Here is an 18,425-nt window from a genome sequence, read left to right as displayed (position 1 = left end):
CGCCGCTCGATTTTCGCAGGGCCAACCGCGTGACCGATTCCACACTCGCCTTCGTCTTCCCCGGCCAGGGTTCGCAATCGCTGGGCATGCTGGCCGAACTGGCCGAATTGCATCCGCAGCTGCGCGACAGTTTCGCCGAAGCCTCCGATGGCGCCGGCGTGGATCTGTGGGCGCTGAGCCAGGGCGGCCCGGAAGAGATGCTCAACCGCACCGAGTACACCCAGCCGGCGTTGCTGGCCGCGAGCGTGGCGCTGTGGCGGCTGTGGCTGGCCGAGGGTGGGGCGCGTCCGGCGCAGCTGGCCGGGCACAGCCTGGGCGAGTACAGCGCACTGGTCGCTGCTGGCGCCTTGTCGCTGCACGACGGCGCGCACCTGGTGCGGCTGCGCGGGCAACTGATGCAGGACGCCGCGCCGGCCGGCGTGGGCGCGATGGCCGCCGTGCTCGGCGCCGAGGACGCGCTGGTCGAGGAGGTCTGCGCGCAGGCCGCGGGCAGCCAGGTGGTGGTGCCTGCCAACTACAACTCGCCGGGGCAGGTGGTGATCGGCGGCGATGCCGCCGCGGTCGACCGCGCGCTGGCGTTGCTGGCCGAGCGCGGCGTGCGCAAGGCGGTGAAGCTGGCGGTCAGCGTGCCCTCGCACACCCCGCTGATGCGCGAGGCGGCCAACCGCCTGGCCGAGGCGATGCGCGGGCTGGCCTGGCAGGCGCCGCAGCTGCCGGTGGTGCAGAACGCCGATGCGCAGGTGCACGAAGGCGTCGAGGCGATCCGCCAGGCACTGGTCGAGCAGCTGTACCTGCCAGTGCGCTGGACCGGCTGCGTGCAGGCGCTGGCCGCCGGCGGCGCCACCCGCCTGGCCGAGTGCGGCCCGGGCAAGGTGCTGACCGGCTTGGTCAAGCGCATCGACAAGTCGCTCGATGGGCGCGCGCTGGGTACGCCTGCCGATTTCGCCGGTGCGCGCGAGGCCTGGGCCTCCTGATCGCCGGCCGCCGCGCGGTGCGTGTCTTGCCCGCGCCGGCCTCCTTCCTTCCCCACGGCGCCATGCGCCGTCCGTCTTCAAGGAAACGCAGATGAGCAAGCCATTGCAGGGCGAGATCGCCCTGGTCACCGGCGCCAGCCGCGGCATCGGCGCGGCCATCGCCGACACCCTGGCCGCGCAGGGCGCCACCGTCGTCGGCACCGCGACCTCCGATTCCGGCGCGCAGGCGATCGGCGCGCGTCTGGCCGCCCACGGCGGCCATGGCCGCGCGCTGGACGTCACCGACGGTGCCGCGGTCGATGCGCTGATCGAGGCGATCGCCAAGGAATTCGGCCCGGTCTCGATCCTGGTCAACAACGCCGGCATCACCCGCGACAACCTGCTGATGCGGATGAAGGACGACGACTGGCAGGCGATCATCGACACCAACCTGACCAGCGTGTTCCGCACTTCCAAGGCGGTGCTGCGCGGCATGATGAAGGCGCGCAAGGGCCGCATCGTCAACATCGCCTCGGTGGTCGGCGTGACCGGCAATCCGGGCCAGGCCAACTACGCGGCGGCAAAGGCCGGCATCATCGCCTTCTCCAAGTCGATGGCCAAGGAAATCGGCTCGCGCGGCATCACCGTCAACGTGGTCGCGCCGGGCTTCATCGACACCGACATGACCAAGGCGCTGCCGGAGGCGCAACGCACCGCGCTGCTGGAGCAGATCGCGCTCGGTCAGCTCGGGCAGCCGTCGGACATCGCCAACGCGGTGGCGTTCCTGGCCGGCCCCAATGCCGGCTACATCACCGGCGAAACCCTGCACGTGAACGGCGGGATGTACATGCCGTAAGCCTGCGGCGCAGCGGACGCGCCTAAGTGGCTGATCGGCCGGCAATTGTGCAGCGATGCAAGGGCCAGCCGGTTTCCACTACACTATCCAACGCGGCCATCGCAGCCCGATGGCGTTTTGTGAGTCCCTCACAGGAGCACCGCACATCCGTGTGCGGGGGTCCTAAACTCGAACCACCACTACTCCATCTGGAGCGATATCCCAATGAGCACCATCGAAGAACGCGTCAAGAAAATCGTCGTCGAACAGCTCGGCGTCAAGGAAGAAGAAGTCACCAACAACGCATCGTTCGTCGATGACCTGGGTGCCGACTCGCTGGACACCGTCGAGCTGGTGATGGCCCTGGAAGAAGAGTTCGAGTGCGAAATTCCGGACGAAGAAGCCGAGAAGATCACCTCGGTGCAGCAGGCCATCGATTACGTGAAGTCGCACGTCAAGAGCTGATGCGGCGTTCTCGATCGCCATCGGCGCCTGCGTGGGCCCGATGCGCGTGACAATCCCATGGGGCCGCGCATGCGGCCCTGTGTTTTTACAGGGTCAAGGCCGCGCGCATCGCGGTGAGGAGATTTCGCAATGAGCCGTCGTGTCGTCGTAACCGGCATGGGCCTGGTGTCGCCGTTGGGCAATGACCTGGCCAGCAGTTGGGAAGGGATCGTCAACGGACGCTCCGGCATCGGCCCGATCACCCAGATCGATGCGTCTCAATTCACCACCAAGATCGCCGGCGAGATCAAGGATTTCGATCCGACCAAGTTCATCTCGTCCAAGGACGCGCGCAAGATGGATTCGTTCATCCATTACGGCGTCGGTGCCTCGTTCATGGCGCTGGACGATTCCGGCCTGGAGATCACCGAGGCCAATGCCGAACGCATCGGCGCGATCCTCGGCTCCGGCATCGGTGGGCTGCTCGGCATCGAGGAGCAGACCGTCAAATTCCACGAGGGCGGCGCGCGCAAGATCTCGCCGTTCTACGTCCCCAGCACCATCATCAACATGCTGCCGGGCCAGGTGAGCCTGATCAAAGGGCTGAAGGGGCCGACCTTCTCCGCGGTCTCGGCCTGCGCGACCTCCAACCATTCCATCGGCACCGCGATGCGCATGATCCAGCACGGCGACGCCGACGTGATGCTGGCCGGCGGCGCCGAGCGCGGCTCCTCGCCGACCTCGGTGGGCGGCTTCTGCTCGATGAAGGCGATGTCCACCCGCAACGACGATCCCGCCGCGGCCTCGCGGCCGTGGGACAAGGAGCGCGACGGCTTCGTGCTCGGCGACGGCGCGGGTGTGCTGGTGCTGGAAGAGTACGAACACGCCAAGGCGCGCGGTGCGCGCATCTACGCCGAGCTGGTCGGGTTCGGCGCCAGCTCCGACGCCTTCCACATGACCGCCCCGAGCGAGGATGGCGAAGGCGCCGCGCGCAGCATGGTGGCGGCGATGAAGGACGCCAAGCTCAATCCGGACCAGGTCGACTACCTCAACGCGCACGGCACCTCCACGCCGCTGGGCGACCTGGCCGAGACCCTGGCGATGAAGCGCGCGCTGGGCGATCACGCCTACAAGACCATGGTCAGCTCGACCAAGTCGATGACCGGCCACCTGCTCGGCGCCGCCGGCGGTGCCGAGGCGATCTTCTCGGTGATGGCGATCCACGCCGGCATCATCCCGCCGACCATCAACCTGCACGAGCCGGGCGAAGGCTGCGATCTGGACTACGTGCCGAACGTGGCGCGCGAGAAGAAGATCGACGTGGCGATGTCCAATGGGTTCGGCTTCGGCGGGACCAATGGCACGCTGCTGTTCAAGCGGGTGTGAGGGGGCGTAGCCCCCTCGGGATTCGGGAGTAGGGATTCGGGATTGGGAGAAGCCGGCGCCGTGATGGTGCCGCGCTGGTCCGCCTGACACGGGTGCGCGGCATGTCCGCGCCGAGATTCTCCGGCGCCGCATTGCCCGGCGGCGCCTGCACCGCCTCACGTTTTCATTCTTCCAGCGGATCTTCGATGCTGCGTACCGTTCCCTTGCCGGCCGACGTCGATCTGCTGGCGCTGCATCGCCTGGCGCCGCAGCGGTATCCGGTGCTGCTGGAATCGGCGGCGTCGGGGACGGCGCAGGGGCGCTGGGACATGTTGCTGGTCGCCGACGGGCAGGGCCTGCGCCTGGATCGCGATGGCGTCACCCGCGAGCTGGATGGTGCGGCGGTCGCCGGCGATTTCCTGAGCGCGCTGGACGCGCGCTGGCAGGCCGAACGCTGCGAACGCGACGAACCGCGCTGGCCGTTCCGCGGCGGCTGGGCGCTGCTGCTGGATTACGAACTGGCCGCGCAGGTGGAGCCGGTGCTGCAACTGCCGCAGTCCGCCGCGATCACGCCTGCGGCGCTGGCCTTGCGCTGCCCCGCCGCGCTGCTGCGCGACCACGTGAGCGGCGACTGCGTGGTGCTGGCCGAACCCACGCATGCGGCATTGCTGGAGGCCGTGCTCGCCGATCTGCAGTCGCTGCCCGCGGCGGCGCCGGCGCCGGCCTGGCAGGCGCCGCTGGCGATCGAGGAAGATCCGCCGCAGCGCTTCGTCGACGGCGTGCGCCGCATCCTCGACTACCTGCGCGCCGGCGACGTGTTCCAGGTCAACCTGTCGCGGCGCTGGTCGGCGCGCTTCGCCGCGCCGCTGGCGCCGGCGGCGCTGTACGCGCAACTGCGCCGCGCCAACCCGGCGCCGTTCGCCGGCCTGTTCGTCGGCCACGGCCGCGCCGTGGTCAGTTCCTCGCCGGAGCGGTTGGTGTCGGTGCGCGGCGACGTGGTCGAGACCCGGCCGATCGCCGGCACCCGCGCGCGCGCGCCGGGCGACGACGAGGCCGCGCGCATCCGCGAACTGGTGGGCCATCCCAAGGAGCGCGCCGAGCACGTGATGCTGATCGACCTGGAGCGCAACGACCTGGGGCGAATCTGCGCGCCGGGCAGCGTCGAGGTCGACGAACTGATGAGCGTGGAGAGCTACGCCCACGTGCACCACATCGTCAGCAACGTGCGCGGCCGGCTGCGCGCGGGCACCACGCCGGGCGAGACGATCCGCGCCACCTTCCCCGGCGGCACCATCACCGGCTGCCCCAAGGTGCGCTGCATGCAGATCATCGCCGAGCTGGAGCAGACCCCGCGCGGCGCCTACACCGGCGCGTTCGGCTGGCTCAACCGCGACGGCGACATGGACCTGAACATCCTCATCCGCACCGCCGAGGTGGACGGCGCGCAGGTGCAGTTCCGCACCGGCGCCGGCATCGTGTTCGATTCCGACCCGGAGCGCGAACTCGACGAGACCCGGGCCAAGGCGCGCGGCCTGCTGCGCGCGCTGGAGCCGTGAGCGGGGCGACGCGATACCGGGCAACGCCGGCCGCGCGGTATCCTGCACGTCATTGACGTCGTTTCGAGGTGGCCGTGGCTTGGGCTAAACGCGGGTGTCTGACCCTGCTGGGGACATTGCTGGTGCTGGCACTGCTGTTGGCCGCGGCCGGCGCTTGGTGGTGGCACAGTTATCGCGCCTTCGCCGAGCAGCCGCTGCAGGCGACCCAGCCCAGCGTGGAGGTGGCGCGCGGCGCCTCGCTCAATGGCGTGCTGCGCAACCTGCGCGCCGCCGGCGTGACCCAGGGCAGCGACCTGCAATGGCAACTGCTGGCGCGCGAGCTGGGCGTGGCCGGCAAGCTCCGCTTCGGCGAGTACGCGCTGCAGCCGGCGCTGAGCCCGCGCGAGCTGCTGCTGCGCATGCGCAAGGGCCAGGTGATCCAGTACCGCTTCACCATTGTCGAAGGCTGGAACGTGCGCCAGCTGCGCAGCGCCTTGAACGCGGCCACACCGCTGGTGCACACCACCACCGACCTCAGCGACAGCGAACTGATGGCCAAGCTCGGCCAGCCCGGCCAGCACCCGGAAGGCCGCTTCCTGCCCGAGACCTACCTCTACCAGCGCGGCGACACCGACCTGCAACTGCTGCGCCGCGCGCATGCGGCGATGGACAAGGCCCTGGCCGCGGCCTGGGACGCGCGCGCCAAGGACCTGTCGTTGCAGTCGCCGGAGCAGGCGCTGATCCTGGCCTCGATCGTGGAGAAGGAAACCGGCCTGGCCGCCGAGCGCCCGCAGATCGCGGGCGTGTTCGTGCGCCGCCTGCAACTGGGCATGAAGCTGCAGACCGACCCGACCGTGATCTACGGCATCGGCAGCGCCTACGACGGCAACATCCGCAAGCGCGACCTGGAGACCGATACGCCGTACAACACCTACACCCGCACCGGCCTGACCCCGACCCCGATCGCCATGCCCGGGCGCGAGGCGCTGCGTGCCGCCACCAATCCGGCGCCGGGCGACAGCCTGTACTTCGTGGCCATCGGCGACGGCAGCGGCGCGCATGCGTTCTCCTCCAGCTATGCCGAGCACAATGCGGCGGTGGCGCGCTACCTGCAGCGCCTGCGCCAGGCGCGCAACGGCGCGGCGGTGACGCCATGAGCGAGGCCGTGCTGCGCCACCATCGCTTCGTCAGCCTGGAAGGCGGCGAGGGCGCCGGCAAGACCACCGCGATCAATGCGATCCGCGACGGGCTGCAGGCGCAGGGCCACGAGGTGGTGCTGACCCGCGAGCCGGGCGGCACGCCGCTGGCCGAACGCATCCGCGCGCTGCTGCTGGACAAGACGCCCGGCGAGGTCGCCGAACCGTTGGCCGCCGAGACCGAGCTGCTGCTGGTGTTCGCCGCGCGCGCGCAGCACGTGCGCGAGGTGATCCGCCCGGCGCTGCAGCGTGGCGCCTACGTGGTCAGCGACCGCTTCACCGATTCCAGCTACGCCTACCAGGGCGAGGGCCGCGGCCTGGACCGCGCCTGGATCGCCGACCTGGAACGTCGTGCGGTCGGCCTGCAGCCGGGGCTGACCCTGCTGCTGGACCTGGACGTGCAGATCGGCCGCGCCCGCACCAGCGGCCGCGACCTGTGGCCGGACCGGATCGAGAGCGAGCAGGACGATTTCTTCCAGCGCGTGCGTGCCGGCTTCCGCCAGCGCGCCGCGCAGGACCCGCAACGCTTCCGCGTCATCGACGCCAGCCAGCCGCCGCAGGCGGTGGCGCAGGCGGTCACCGCCGCGCTGGCGGCGTGGGTGCGCGAGCAACAGGAGCCGATGCCATGAGCGATCTGCCGTTTTCGCCGTGGCAGCAGCGTGCCTACGACCAGACCGTGGCCGCGCTCGATGCCGGCCGCCTCGGCCATGGCCTGCTGATCTGCGGGCCGGAAGGCCTGGGCAAGCGCGCGGTGGCGCTGAAACTGGCCGCGCACGTGCTGGGCCAGGGCGAACCGGCCGCCAACCTGCGCAGTGCGCAGCTGATCGCCGCCGGCACCCATCCGGACCTGCAACTGATCTCGTTCATCCCCAACCGCACCGGCGACAAGCTGCGCACCGAGATCGTCATCGAACAGGTGCGCGAGATCTCGCAGAAGCTGTCGCTGACCCCGCAATACGGCGTGGCCCAGGTGGTGGTGGTGGACCCGGCCGACGCGATCAACCGCGCCGCCTGCAACGCCTTGCTGAAGACCTTGGAAGAGCCGCAGCCCGGCCGCTACCTGTGGCTGATCAGCGCGCAGCCGGCGCGCCTGCCGGCGACCATTCGCAGCCGCTGCCAGCGCCTGGAATTCAAGCTGCCGCCGGCCGACGAAGCGATCGCCTGGTTGCTGGCGCAGGACTTTCCCGAGAAGACCGCACGCGAAGCGCTGGATGCCGCGCGCGGCCATCCCGGCCTGGCCGCGCAGTGGCTGCGCGAAGACGGTTTGAAGCTGCGCCGGCAGGTGGCCGCGGACCTGGAGCAGGTCGCCGCCGGCAAGCTCGGCACGCTGGAGGCCGCGCAGCGCTGGAGCGGCGACGCGCTGGCCGAGCAGCGCCTGGGCCATGCCGCCGACCTGGCGCTGGCGCAGGCGTCGCAGGCCGGCTTGACCGACCCGGCGCGATTGCACAAGCTGGCCGCGTGGTTCGACGCCGCCAATCGCACCCGCGACCTGCTGCGGACCACCGTGCGCGCCGACCTGGCGATCGCGGAACTGTTGCTGGCCTGGCGCGATGGCGATCGCCCGGCCCGGAGAGGGGCACAACGATGAGCGCGATGAGCGGACGCCAGGGCATCCTGTCGCTGGCGGTGAAGGACAAGGCGGCGCTGTACAACGCCTACATGCCGTTCGTGAAGAACGGCGGCATCTTCGTGCCCACCCCCAAGCGCTACTTCCTCGGCGACGAAGTGTTCCTGCTGCTGACCCTGCCCGATTCCAGCGAGCGCCTGCCGGTGGCCGGCAAGGTGATCTGGGTGACCCCGGTCGGCGCCCAGGGCAACCGCGCCGCCGGCATCGGCGTGCAGCTGCCGGACAACAGCGAAGGCGAGACCATCCGCACCAAGATCGAGACCCAGCTGGCCGGCACCCTCAACGCCGACAAGCCCACCCAGACCATGTAGCGGCCGCGTGGCGACACCGCGCCGCGGGCCTCGACAGGACCCATTGACGCCACGCGCCACAGCCCTATAATGTGCGGCTCGCGACACGGGCGGTTAGCTCAGCGGTAGAGCATTGCCTTCACACGGCAAGGGTCGCAGGTTCGAACCCTGCACCGCCCACCACGAAATCAAGAATTACGAGAAGCCGGCCTAGTGCCGGCTTTTTCGTATCTGCACGTTAACAGCGATTGCGAGTGCGGAATGACGGTATCGATGTGCGTGTTGAATGATGCAGCCGTGTCGGAATCCTGATACCGCCGCGCCGACCTGATGGCGATCCTCGCCATGCCGGACGCGGGCCACTGGCCGTTCGTCCCGCGGGCCTTGAGCAGGCCTCGTCGAATTCGGAACACGCTGCCGTTGGCGGCCCGAGGAGCTGTCGCGAAGAAGACACAAACGTAGATTGCTGAAGCGTTAAACGTTTCACAGGCTGCCGTGTCCAAGTTCGAGGACCGCGGAGCTGACTGCGACGGCTAACGGGATTGCGCTTGCAAGTAGGCGCCCTGCAGTGGTGGTTGGAATCCGTATCGCCGGATCTGTTCGGTGCGAATGCGCTGCGACTGGATCCAGCGGGCCTTTGCGTTTTCTGCGCGATGCGCAGGGACGTCTGATGGGCTTCGAGCTCGATGGCGAGTGGTATTTGACACAGTTGTAAGCGTGGCCGGAACAAGACAGAAGCAACGGCCAGCACGGGCGCGAGCGCCAGGCCAGGTCACCCTGCCGGGCCAGCCCACCTGTTCGCAGCGCGCGTCGGCCATTTCGTCGGCCTTATCCTCGTTTTGTCCGAAGGCACCCGCCCAGGTATTGGTCCGGCTCCATACTCGCGGCCGTTCCATCATGCCGGGGTACATCGTGCGAAACCTCTTCAGTTCCGTTACTTATCGCTTGCTTGTCGGTGTGCTTGTCTTTCTCTGCGCGGCGATGCCGCTGCGGGCGCAGTCGCAGGCGACGCCACTCGAAGACTTCATCGCTACCTATGCCGCGCAACACGGCTTCAGCGGTACTGTCTTGGTCCAGCAGGACGGAAAGCGGCGATACCAGCGCAGTTTCGGCCTTTCCAGTGTCCAGTACGGCGTCGCCAACGGCGACCAGACCCGGTACTGGATCGCTTCCATCACCAAACTGTTCACCGCCACCCTGGTGCTGCAACTGCATGAAGAAGGAAAGTTGGATCTGCAGGCGAACGTGGCCAGCTACCTGCCCGATTACGCCATCGCCGGTGCCGACCGTATCACCTTGCATCAGCTTCTCAACCACACGTCCGGACTGCGGAACTTCGACCAGGTGAAAAGCTTGGAGCAGGCATTGACCAGGGGCTTGCCGACCTACCAGTCGCCCTATACCAGCGATCAGTTGATAAGAAAATTCTGCAGTGGACCGCTACTGCATGCCCCAGGCACGACTTTCGACTACAACAACGGCGATTACCTGATCCTGGGCAAGGTCATCGAACGCGTCACGGGCAAAACCTACGAGCAGGTGCTGAAGGAACGGATTCTAAAGCCGCTGGGGCTGCACCATACCGGCATGCTGCGCCATGAAAGCATCGTCGAAGGCTTGGCCTCCACCTACTCGTATCGCGAAGATCTCAAGTCCCTGTCCAACGACTTCCCGGTCTATCCGGAGAACTGGTACTCCGCTGGCGCGATGTACTCCACGGCCGAAGATGTGCTCAGGTTCTCGGACGCGCTGTTCGGGTCAGGCCTGTTGCGCAAGGAAAGCATCGCCCGGCTGACCACGCCAGGGCTCGACGACTACGGTTATGGCCTGTGGGTTTACGAGACGCGGATAGGCGCTGCCAAGCACCGTGTCGCCAAACGTCCAGGTCGGATCATGGGCGCGCAGGCGCAGCTGTATCGTTTCCTCGACCGCGACCTGACCATCGTCATTCTCGCCAATACCGCCAACACCGACCTGGACGAATTCGTTTTGCGGATAGGCGAGGCCGCGGTCGGTCCAAAATAGTGTGTGCGATGACTGTTCGCGCGGCCCGAGCCGCCTCTGTTCGTGATATCTACGAAGATGATGCGGTCGAAATTTCTTGAAAAGATGCGTTGATTCCCATGCGTGCGGATATTGATACGCTTTCGATCGACGGCTATCGCCTGTTGCCACGTGCATATGAAATGCGGGGGCTGCTGACATCACGCGGACCGCACGCATCCGGATCCATGAAGGCCTGGATCCCCCTTTGGCGGATCTGGTGTTCGGTGTGGTTGTCGGTGAAGAACGTTTCGGGCGCGAGCTGGTGGACATCCAGCAGCAGCTCGATGCGGCTCATGCCTGCCACTGCGCGGCGTGGCTGTCATCAGCATGTTCGGTCCCGCTCGCTGCAGGCCGAGTACGCGGCTGAACTGGAGCGGGCGGCCCCGGGTCGTTGGCATCGATCATCCGATTCCAACCCATATCCCAGCGCCGACTGACCAGCACTGGCTCCCGTTCGGCTCACGAATCGCTCACGGCCGCTATCGATACTTTGGCCATGCCTGAAGGTCCTTCTATCGTCATCCTGAAAGAAGAAGCTGCCGCCTTCGCCGGGCGCAAGGTGTTGCGAGTGTCCGGCAACAGCAAGCTGGACCTGGAGCGGATGCGCAACCGCAAGATCCTGTCGCTGCGCAGTTGGGGCAAGCATTTCCTGATCGAGTTCGATGCGTTCAGTGTGCGCATCCACTTTCTGCTGTTCGGTAGCTACCGGATCAATGCGCGCAAGGACGCGTCGGCCCGCTTGAGCCTGGGCTTCGCAAAGGGCGAGGAGCTGAACTTCTACGCATGTTCGATCAAGTTCATCGACGGTCCGCTGGATGCGGCCTACGACTGGACCGCGGACGTGATGAATCCCGACTGGGATGCGGCGCAGGCGCGGCGCAAGCTGCGCCTGCGCCCGCGGACGCTCGCTGCCGATGCCTTGCTGGATCAGGACGTGTTCGCCGGGGTCGGCAACATCATCAAGAACGAGGTGCTGCACCGCATCCGGGTGCATCCCGAGAGCGAGATCGGTGCATTGTCGCCGCGCAAGCTGGGCGAACTGGTGACGCAGGCGCGCGAGTACAGTTTCGATTTCTATCGCTGGAAGAAAGCCTACGAACTGAAGAAGCACTACCAAGTGCACACCAAGACGGTCTGTCCGCGCGACGGGCATCTGCTCACCTATCGCAAGCAACTCGGCAAGGCGCAGCGGCGCGTGTTCTTCTGCGAGCATTGCCAGCGGCGGTATGCGCTGGATGATGGGTTGCAGACTGATATGTTCAAGTAATCCCGCTGCCGTCAGCAAAGTGCTGATCGTGTTGGCAGCTAAAGAGGCATGTACCTTGGCTGCAGTGTCCGCTTTGGATGCGGTGGCTGAGACCGCGTAGTCGTTGCCGGTGGCCGGCGCGCATGCGTCAGTCAGGGCAATGGGGCGTCGCCGTCTACCACGCGCGCTGATCGCCCTTCGTCAGGAGGGCAGCGCCACGGCCCCGTCTTCGAACCGCCGAATGCCCAGTTCGGTGAGCAGGCCGGCCCAGCCGAGATCGGTGACCACCAACGCGCGGGAACCGTCTGCACGGCGTAGCCAGTGTCTGGCGCAGAACTGATCGAGCAGGGCGGCGCCCAGGGAGCCGGCGAGGTGATGGCGGCGTTCGGTCCAGTCCAGGCAGCGCCGGGCCATGGCGCGGCGGCCCTGGGCGAGATGCGGCAGATCCAGGCCCATGCGCGCGAACCACGCCCCGCCTTCGCTGGAGACGGCGTAGCGGGTGGCGTCGTCGTGGGTGGTCAGCCAGGCACGCTGTTCCAGTGCCTCGGCGACCGCCACGCCGAGACGCCCGGCAAGATGGTCGTAGCAGCAGCGCGCCAGGCGTAGCGTCTGCGTGTCGCGATGCGGGCGGCGGCAGCGCGACGCCTGCGGCGGCGCGAGGGTGGCCAGGGTCTCGAGCACGGCGGCGACGTGCGCGCTGGCCAGGCGGTAGTAGCGGTGGCGGCCCTGGATCTCGACCGCCAGCAGGCCGCCCTCCAGCAGCTTTGCCAGGTGTGCGCTCGCGGTCTGCGGGGTGACGCCGCCGGCGAAGGCCAGTTCGCCGGCCGGCAGTGCGCGCCCGTCGATCAGGGCCATCAGCATGGCGGCGCGGGCCGGGTCCGCGATCAGGAACGCGGTCGCCGCCAGCTTGGGTCGTTCCAGATGCATCGCCGCGCTCCCGATGGACGCGGCCATCATAGGGCCGGTCGCGCCGCGACGTTTCGATGCGCATCGAAACGATGTCGCCGGCGGATTCCTAGACTGCGCGCACTTCAACCGGAGCCTGCCGATGCAGACGAACGAAGCGCCGTCGAACCCCGCCGAGCGCGATGCACACTTGGTGTTCGAACACTGGCATCGGCATGTGGTCGCGCGCGATCTGTCGGCGTTGATGGCGCTGTATGCGCCGGACGCACAATTGGAGTCGCCGTTGGCCTATGTGGCGTCGGCGACGCGTCAGGACGGGCGGCTGCAGGGCCGCGAGGCCATCGCGGCGTTCTTTGCCGCGTCCTTCGCCCAGCCCGAGAACGGCCTGGGACGCTGGTATCGCAGCGGCCACTGCCATGTCGCGGGGCGGCAATTGGTCTGGGAGTACCCGCGCGAAACGCCGCAGGGCGATCAGGTCGATCTGGTGGAAGTGATGGACCTGGACGCCGCGGGATTGATCGCCTGCCATCGCGTGTATTGGGGCTGGAAAGGCGTGCAGACATTGCTGGCTGCGCTGGGCAGATAGCCTTGGGACAGGGGCCGGCCTCGGCGGCCCGGACACGGCATGACAACGACGATCGCGGGCTCGCGCCGGAAGGCATGGCGCGGTGGCCTTGCGTGGCTGCGCGAGGAGCGGCCGTCGGCAGCATTGCCGCCTGACTTGGATCCGCCGATCCGGCGTTCGATCCGCCGTCGCCGGGTTTCGTCGCAATCCTCCTGGCGCCGGCGTTTGCGCTGGCTATCTTGCCTCGGCGCTGTCCGCAATGGGTGGATGGCGATACGTGCGGCCAGATGCCGCTGTGGCCTGTTTGCCGTTGTTGGCGGTGGTGCGCGTGGCGATGCCGGACGCGCGCCGCCGTGCCGTGCGGCGACGTCCTGCAGCGCTTCCGCTCTGCACGGCCGCATGGGGATGGCGGTTCTCCGTCTCCGCTTGGGAGCAGTGATGAACAACGGACTCGCAGCGCTTGGTTTTTCGTATTTGCTGATGGTGTGCGCACCGCTGCAGGCGGCACCGGTGGAGTGCGACAGCATGGCCGCGACGGCCAGGCTCGTGGCCAGATATCGTCAGTTGGGTGGGCCGTTGTCGGATATCGCCAGCCATGGTGCGATCGGATCGAGCAAGGCCAGGCGCGAATTGGCCGCCACCATCTATCGTGAACGCCTCAGCGAAGCGGAGGCGGTGCAACGGGCGATGCAGGCGTGCGGCCATGCCGCGGAGGTGCCATCGCACTAACGGCGGCCTGCCCGCTCGCTCGCTGCGCAAGGCATACAACGCTGCGCTTGCGTCAGTGGAAGTCGCGGCTGCGGATGTCCAGCCCCAGCAGCAGGGGCGTCAGGTCTTCGAGATGGGCGGCGATCAGGTGACGGACCTTGCCTTCGGTCTCGACGCGACCGCGCACCAGCAGCAGCCGCGATTCGATCAGGGCCTGGCGCTGGCGTTCGGCCAGGCGCCGCCACACCACCACGTTGACCAGACCGTGCTCGTCTTCGAGGGTGACGAAGGTGACGCCGCTGGCGGTCTGCGGGCGTTGGCGCATGGTGACCAAACCGGCGATGGCGACCGCGCTGGCGTGCGGCAGGTCGCGTAGTTCACCGGAATGGCGGTAGCGGCGCGCACGCAGCTGCGCGCGCAGCAGGGTCAGCGGGTGCTTGCCCAGGGTGGTGCCGATCGTCGCGTAGTCGGCGCGGATGTCCTCGCCCTGGCTGGGCAGCGGCAGCGGGACCTGTTGCTCGGGCGTGGCCGCGAGCGCTTCGAACAGCGGCCGCTGCGCCTCGACGCCTGCCACGGCCCAACGCGCGCGATGGCGATGGCCGGCCAGCGCTTTCAGCGCGCCGGCGTCGGCGAGCGCGGCGCGGGCCTTGTCGTCGAGGGCGGCGCGGTGGCACAGGTCGGCCAGGTCGTGGAACGGCGCCTGCGCGCGCGCCTGCTGCAGGCGCAGCGCGGCGTCCTCGGCCAGGCCGCGGACCAGGCGCAGGCCCAGGCGGATCGCCGGTTGCACGTCGGGATCGGGGCTATACGCTTCCAGGCTGCAGTCCCAGTCGCTGTAGCGCACGTCCACCGGCCGCACCTGCAGGCCGTGGCGGCGCGCGTCCTGCAGCAACTGGTCGGGGCTGTAGAAGCCCATCGGCCAACTGTTGATCAGGGCGCAGGTAAACGCCGCCGGTTCGTGGCACTTGAGCCAGCAACTGGCGTAGGTGAGCAGGGCGAAGCTGGCGGCGTGGCTTTCGGGGAAACCGTAGCTGCCGAAGCCCTTGATCTGCTCGAAGATGCGTCCGGCGAATTCGGCGGTGTAGCCTCTCTCGAGCATGCCTTCCAGCAGCTTGTCGCGATGCGGTTCCAGCCCGCCGTGGCGTTTCCAGGCCGCCATCGAGCGGCGCAATTGGTCGGCCTGGCCCGGCGTGTAGCCAGCAGCGTTGACCGCAAGTTGCATCACCTGTTCCTGGAACAAGGGGACGCCGAGAGTGCGCTTGAACACCTCGCGCAGTTCCTCGGGCAAGTCGTCGGGCTCCTCCTCGCCACTGCGCCGGCGCAGATACGGGTGCACCATGCCGCCCTGGATCGGCCCGGGGCGCACGATCGCCACCTGGATGACCAAGTCGTAGAACCGTTCCGGCAGCAGCCGCGGCAGCATCGCCATCTGCGCGCGCGATTCGATCTGGAACACGCCGATGGTATCGGCGCGCTGGATCATCGCGTAGGTCTGCGGGTCTTCGGCAGGAATGGTGGCGAGGGTGTAGTCGCGGCCGCGGTGCGCGCGCAGCAGGTCCAGGGTGCGCCGCAGCGCACTGAGCATGCCCAGCGCGAGCACGTCGACCTTCATCAGCCCGACCAGTTCCAGGTCGTCCTTGTCCCACTGGATCACCGTGCGATTGGCCATGGTCGCGTTCTCCACCGGCACCAGGGTGTGCAGCGCATGCTCGGAGATGACGAAACCGCCGGGGTGCTGCGACAGATGCCGCGGGAAGCCGATGAGTTGGCCGGCGAGCACCAGCAGCCGGCGCATCACCGGCGTGTCCGGTTCGAAGCCGCGCTCGCGCAGCAGTTCCTGCGCCGACTCCACCGGGTCGCGCTGGCCCAGCGCGGAGGACAGCGCATCGACGGTGTCGCTGGGCAGGCCCAGCGCGCGTGCCACGTCGCGTACCGCGCTGCGCGTGTGGTAGCTGATCGCCACCGCCGCCAGTGCGGCGCGCTCGCGCCCGTAGTGGTTGAAGATGTACTGGATCACTTCCTCGCGGCGGTCGTGCTCGAAATCGATGTCGATGTCCGGCCGCTCCTTGCGCTCCTCGGAGATAAAGCGTTCGAACAGCATGCCGATGCGGTCCGGATCGATTGCGGTGATGCCGAGCGCGTAACACACCGCCGAGTTCGCCGCCGAGCCGCGGCCCTGGCACAGGATGTCCTTCGAGCGCGCGAAGCGCACCAGGTCGTAGACAGTGAGGAAGTAGGACTCGTACTTCAGCCGCTCGATCACGCCGAGTTCGTGTTCGATCAGGCGCCGCGCCTTGTCCGGCACGCCGTGCGGCCAGCGCTCGGCCGCGCCGCGTTCGGTGAGGATGCGCAGCCATTGCGTGGGCGTGTGCCCGGGCGGCACCAGTTCGTGCGGGTACTCATACTGCAGTTGCTCGAGATTGAAACTGCAGCGCCGCGCGATGCGCACCGTTTCGGCCAGCAGTGCCGGCGGATACAGCGTCGCCAGCGTGGCACGCGGGCGCAAGTGGCGTTCGCCATTGGGATACAGGTGGGCGCCGGCTTCGTGCAGCGGCAGGCGCTGGCGGATCGCGGTCAGTGTGTCCTGCAGCGTGCGACGGCCGCGCGCATGCATGTGCACGTCGCCGCTGGCGACGGCGGGCAGCCGCAGGCGCTGCGCCAGGTCCAGTCGCGCCTGCAGCAGCGCGGCATCGTCGGGGCCGCGCAGCAGTTCCACGGCCAGCCACAGCCGCTGCGGGAAGCGCGCCTGCAGCCAAGCGCCGTCCTTTGCGTCGTCGCCGTCACCGCGTGGCAGCCACAGGCACAGCAGGCCGGCGCCGTCGTCCGCGCTGGTCAGATCCTCGCGCAACGCACGATAGGTGCCCTTGTCGGCGCGGCGTCGGGCCAGGGTAATCAGCCGGCACAGCCGCTGGTAGCCATGCAGGGTCTCGGCCAGCAGCACCAGCTTGGGGCCGTGCTCGAACTGGATCTCGCTGCCGACGATGAGGTGCAGGCCCATGTCCCGGGCCGCCTGCCACGCACGCACGATGCCGGCCAGGCTGCATTCGTCGGTGATCGCCAGGGCGCGGTAGCCGTGGTGCAGCGCGCGTTCGCACAGTTCCCAGGGGTGCGAGGCGCCACGCTGGAAGCTGAAGTTGGACAGGCAATGCAGTTCGGCGTAGTCGGGCAGCGTGGGGTCCGCTGGCGCGCGCGGCACGTTGGCGGCGGGTGCGCTGGCCGGCGCAGACGTTGGCGTCGGCAGCAGCCGCAGGCGCGGCGGCATGCGGGGGTGCGGCGGGGTGTGGCTCATGCGAACCAGCCGTGCAGCATCAGCACATCCGGCGCATCGGCCGGGGAGAAGGCCCAGGCGCGCTGGCCCTGGCGGGTACGCACGATGTAGTAGTCGCGGCGTACGTCGCCGTCGTCCCACCAGCCGCTCTCGATGCGTTCCGGCCCGGCCAGGCGGTCGGGCGCGCGTTCGCGCAGCGGCACCGGTCGCGGCAGCAGCCAGCCGGGGCGTGGCGGTGCGGTGGCGGGCGCCGCCGTGCCGCGGGCGGCGGCGGACTCGGCGCGCCAGGCCAGTTCCGGGCGATGGTCGGCGTGCGCGCGCAGGCCGTGCACGGCGTCGTCGCCCAGGCGCGCGCGCAGGCGTTCGCGCAGTTGCTCCCACGGCAGCGCCTGTTGCGCGCGCTCGTCGAACAGTTCGCGCGCGGCCGGCACGAACGGCGGCAGTTCGTCGGCGCACAGGCGCAGCGCCTGCACCGGCGCCGGCACGCTGGCCTGCTGCAGGCGCCCGCGCGCCAGTTCGAACAGCATCGCCGCATCGCGCTCGGCGGCGAGCAATCCCACCGGCACCACGCTGGGCTCCAGGTCCTCGTGTTCAAGCAGCAGGCGGAAGCGCTGCACGCCGCCGTCGCGTCCGGCCAGGAACGCGGCCAGGTCCTGGGTCAGGCGACGCAGCGGGAACAGCAGCGCCTGGTTGGATTCGGTGGCATAGCCCAGTTCCAGGCGCGCATCGAAGCGGTCCGGCGGCAGGTAGTACTGCAGCGGCAGCGGCGCTTGCCCGCGCAGCGCATCCAGGTGCTGCAGCAGGGCCGGCGGATAGCGCCGTGCCAGCGCGGTGCGCGGTAGCGCGAACAGCTGCTGCAGGCGGCGCAGGCCCATCCGCGCGAAGCCGTCGGCCAGGGTCGGCGACAGCCCGGCGCGGGCGATCGGCAGCTGCCCCAGCGCGCGCTGCAGCGCGGCGTTGTCGAGCAGGGCGATGCCGTCGTGCGCATTGACCAGCGCACGCGCGGCCAATGGATGCGGTGCGACCACGATGCGGTGGCGAAAGCCCAGTGCGGTCAGCTCTTCGCGCAGCCGTGCCTCGAAGCGCGGCCAGGGCCCGAACAGACCGAGACTGGCCTCGATCTCCAGCAGCAGCGCGCCGGGATAGTCGGTGCTGACCAGCGAACTGAAGCGATACGCCCAGGCGGCCAGGAACTGCTGGCTGCGGCGGCTTTCTTCGGCATCGTGCAGGGCGGTGGCGAAGCGGTCGCACAGCGCTTGCGCGGTGACCAGCGATTGCCCGGGGCGCAGGCCGCGGGCGCGCGCGGCGGCGTTGACCGCCTTCAGCGTGCGCCGCTGCGGCGGGCCGTCGAGCAAGGCCAGCGGTTCGTCCGGCGACGGCCAGCGGCGCAGGACGGTGTCCAGCGCCAGTTGCGGCAACAGGATGCAAGCCCAGCGCATGCCTG

Annotated in this window: 17 protein-coding genes and 1 tRNA gene; 14 read left to right on the top strand and 4 right to left on the bottom strand. The window is 68.7% G+C overall.

Features of this window, described 5'->3' with window-relative positions; genetic code table 11:
• The first annotated feature begins 29 nt into the window (after positions 1–29).
• The 11 genes from fabD (at position 30) to QN245_RS15875 (ending at position 10,270) form a co-directional block, all read left to right on the top strand.
• Positions 30–974, top strand: coding sequence for an ACP S-malonyltransferase (gene fabD, locus QN245_RS15925; protein WP_160966239.1), 945 nt, complete (start codon positions 30–32; stop codon positions 972–974).
• 91 nt (positions 975–1,065) lie between these two features.
• A complete protein-coding gene (gene fabG, locus QN245_RS15920; RefSeq protein WP_184644081.1) occupies positions 1,066–1,809 on the top strand; it encodes a 3-oxoacyl-ACP reductase FabG in 744 nt (247 codons plus the stop codon).
• Between the two features lie 204 nt (positions 1,810–2,013).
• Positions 2,014–2,253, top strand: coding sequence for an acyl carrier protein (gene acpP, locus QN245_RS15915; RefSeq protein ID WP_160966243.1), 240 nt, complete (start codon positions 2,014–2,016; stop codon positions 2,251–2,253).
• 129 nt (positions 2,254–2,382) lie between these two features.
• Positions 2,383–3,618, top strand: coding sequence for a beta-ketoacyl-ACP synthase II (gene fabF, locus QN245_RS15910; RefSeq protein WP_160966245.1), 1,236 nt, complete (start codon positions 2,383–2,385; stop codon positions 3,616–3,618).
• A 185-nt stretch (positions 3,619–3,803) separates the two neighbouring features.
• Complete coding sequence (locus QN245_RS15905) at positions 3,804–5,153, top strand: aminodeoxychorismate synthase component I (protein WP_160966247.1); 1,350 nt, start codon at positions 3,804–3,806, stop codon at positions 5,151–5,153.
• A gap of 74 nt (positions 5,154–5,227) precedes the next feature.
• A complete protein-coding gene (gene mltG, locus QN245_RS15900) occupies positions 5,228–6,289 on the top strand; it encodes an endolytic transglycosylase MltG (RefSeq protein WP_425612877.1) in 1,062 nt (353 codons plus the stop codon).
• Positions 6,286–6,957, top strand: coding sequence for a dTMP kinase (tmk, locus tag QN245_RS15895; RefSeq protein ID WP_160966251.1), 672 nt, complete (start codon positions 6,286–6,288; stop codon positions 6,955–6,957). Before mltG ends, tmk begins: the two co-directional genes overlap by 4 nt.
• Positions 6,954–7,916 carry a DNA polymerase III subunit delta' gene (locus tag QN245_RS15890; RefSeq protein WP_160966253.1) on the top strand — a complete coding sequence of 321 codons (963 nt, stop codon included), beginning with the start codon at positions 6,954–6,956 and terminating at the stop codon, positions 7,914–7,916. The genes tmk and QN245_RS15890 overlap by 4 nt, the downstream gene beginning before the upstream one ends.
• The gene (locus QN245_RS15885; protein ID WP_160966255.1) at positions 7,913–8,266 is read left to right on the top strand and encodes a PilZ domain-containing protein; all 354 of its coding nucleotides are present in this window, start codon (positions 7,913–7,915) and stop codon (positions 8,264–8,266) included. Before QN245_RS15890 ends, QN245_RS15885 begins: the two co-directional genes overlap by 4 nt.
• Before the next feature lie 87 nt (positions 8,267–8,353).
• Positions 8,354–8,428: transfer RNA gene (locus QN245_RS15880), tRNA-Val, on the top strand.
• Between the two features lie 729 nt (positions 8,429–9,157).
• A complete protein-coding gene (locus QN245_RS15875) occupies positions 9,158–10,270 on the top strand; it encodes a serine hydrolase domain-containing protein (RefSeq protein WP_160966257.1) in 1,113 nt (370 codons plus the stop codon).
• A gap of 133 nt (positions 10,271–10,403) precedes the next feature.
• Here QN245_RS15875 and QN245_RS15870 read toward each other — a convergent pair whose 3' ends face one another.
• Positions 10,404–10,586 carry a hypothetical protein gene (locus QN245_RS15870; protein ID WP_184644073.1) on the bottom strand — a complete coding sequence of 61 codons (183 nt, stop codon included), beginning with the start codon at positions 10,584–10,586 and terminating at the stop codon, positions 10,404–10,406.
• A 201-nt stretch (positions 10,587–10,787) separates the two neighbouring features.
• On the opposite strand from QN245_RS15870, the gene QN245_RS15865 reads away from it, so the two are divergent.
• Positions 10,788–11,558 (top strand): DNA-formamidopyrimidine glycosylase family protein, encoded by a 771-nt coding sequence (locus tag QN245_RS15865; protein ID WP_317845382.1) that lies wholly within the window; start codon positions 10,788–10,790, stop codon positions 11,556–11,558.
• Between the two features lie 180 nt (positions 11,559–11,738).
• On the opposite strand, the gene QN245_RS15860 is transcribed toward QN245_RS15865, so the two are convergent.
• A complete protein-coding gene (locus tag QN245_RS15860; RefSeq protein ID WP_317843635.1) occupies positions 11,739–12,464 on the bottom strand; it encodes an ArsR/SmtB family transcription factor in 726 nt (241 codons plus the stop codon).
• Between the two features lie 13 nt (positions 12,465–12,477).
• On the opposite strand from QN245_RS15860, the gene QN245_RS15855 reads away from it, so the two are divergent.
• On the top strand, positions 12,478–13,029 hold the full coding sequence (locus QN245_RS15855; RefSeq protein WP_317843634.1) for a nuclear transport factor 2 family protein: 552 nt from the start codon (positions 12,478–12,480) through the stop codon (positions 13,027–13,029).
• Positions 13,030–13,446: 417 nt separating this feature from the next.
• A complete protein-coding gene (locus QN245_RS15850; protein ID WP_317843633.1) occupies positions 13,447–13,737 on the top strand; it encodes a hypothetical protein in 291 nt (96 codons plus the stop codon).
• Positions 13,738–13,789: 52 nt separating this feature from the next.
• Here the strand turns inward: QN245_RS15850 and QN245_RS15845 are convergent, their stop codons facing one another.
• Positions 13,790–17,002, bottom strand: coding sequence for an error-prone DNA polymerase (locus QN245_RS15845; RefSeq protein ID WP_317843632.1), 3,213 nt, complete (start codon positions 17,000–17,002; stop codon positions 13,790–13,792).
• The gene (locus tag QN245_RS15840) at positions 16,999–18,420 is read right to left on the bottom strand and encodes a Y-family DNA polymerase (protein WP_184448213.1); all 1,422 of its coding nucleotides are present in this window, start codon (positions 18,418–18,420) and stop codon (positions 16,999–17,001) included. The genes QN245_RS15845 and QN245_RS15840 overlap by 4 nt, the downstream gene beginning before the upstream one ends.
• Positions 18,421–18,425: the final 5 nt, after the last annotated feature.

The sequence above is a fragment of the Xanthomonas rydalmerensis genome, assembly GCF_033170385.1.
GTDB lineage: Bacteria > Pseudomonadota > Gammaproteobacteria > Xanthomonadales > Xanthomonadaceae > Xanthomonas_A > Xanthomonas_A rydalmerensis.
The sequence above is the reverse complement of the archived record's forward strand: the minus strand, read 5'-3'. Positions and strand labels throughout refer to the sequence as shown.

Excerpts from the sequence above, each read along its gene's own strand:
- QN245_RS15885 (WP_160966255.1), top strand. The coding sequence starts at position 7,913 with ATGAGCGCGATGAGCGGACGCCAGGGCATCCTGTCGCTGGCGGTGAAG.
- QN245_RS15905 (WP_160966247.1), top strand. The coding sequence starts at position 3,804 with ATGCTGCGTACCGTTCCCTTGCCGGCCGACGTCGATCTGCTGGCGCTG.
- QN245_RS15855 (WP_317843634.1), top strand. The coding sequence starts at position 12,478 with ATGGACGCGGCCATCATAGGGCCGGTCGCGCCGCGACGTTTCGATGCG.
- QN245_RS15840 (WP_184448213.1), bottom strand. The coding sequence starts at position 18,420 with ATGCGCTGGGCTTGCATCCTGTTGCCGCAACTGGCGCTGGACACCGTC.
- QN245_RS15845 (WP_317843632.1), bottom strand. The coding sequence starts at position 17,002 with ATGAGCCACACCCCGCCGCACCCCCGCATGCCGCCGCGCCTGCGGCTG.
- QN245_RS15865 (WP_317845382.1), top strand. The coding sequence starts at position 10,788 with ATGCCTGAAGGTCCTTCTATCGTCATCCTGAAAGAAGAAGCTGCCGCC.
- QN245_RS15850 (WP_317843633.1), top strand. The coding sequence starts at position 13,447 with ATGAACAACGGACTCGCAGCGCTTGGTTTTTCGTATTTGCTGATGGTG.
- acpP (WP_160966243.1), top strand. The coding sequence starts at position 2,014 with ATGAGCACCATCGAAGAACGCGTCAAGAAAATCGTCGTCGAACAGCTC.
- QN245_RS15860 (WP_317843635.1), bottom strand. The coding sequence starts at position 12,464 with ATGCATCTGGAACGACCCAAGCTGGCGGCGACCGCGTTCCTGATCGCG.
- QN245_RS15870 (WP_184644073.1), bottom strand. The coding sequence starts at position 10,586 with ATGAGCCGCATCGAGCTGCTGCTGGATGTCCACCAGCTCGCGCCCGAA.
- fabF (WP_160966245.1), top strand. The coding sequence starts at position 2,383 with ATGAGCCGTCGTGTCGTCGTAACCGGCATGGGCCTGGTGTCGCCGTTG.
- QN245_RS15890 (WP_160966253.1), top strand. The coding sequence starts at position 6,954 with ATGAGCGATCTGCCGTTTTCGCCGTGGCAGCAGCGTGCCTACGACCAG.
- fabG (WP_184644081.1), top strand. The coding sequence starts at position 1,066 with ATGAGCAAGCCATTGCAGGGCGAGATCGCCCTGGTCACCGGCGCCAGC.
- tmk (WP_160966251.1), top strand. The coding sequence starts at position 6,286 with ATGAGCGAGGCCGTGCTGCGCCACCATCGCTTCGTCAGCCTGGAAGGC.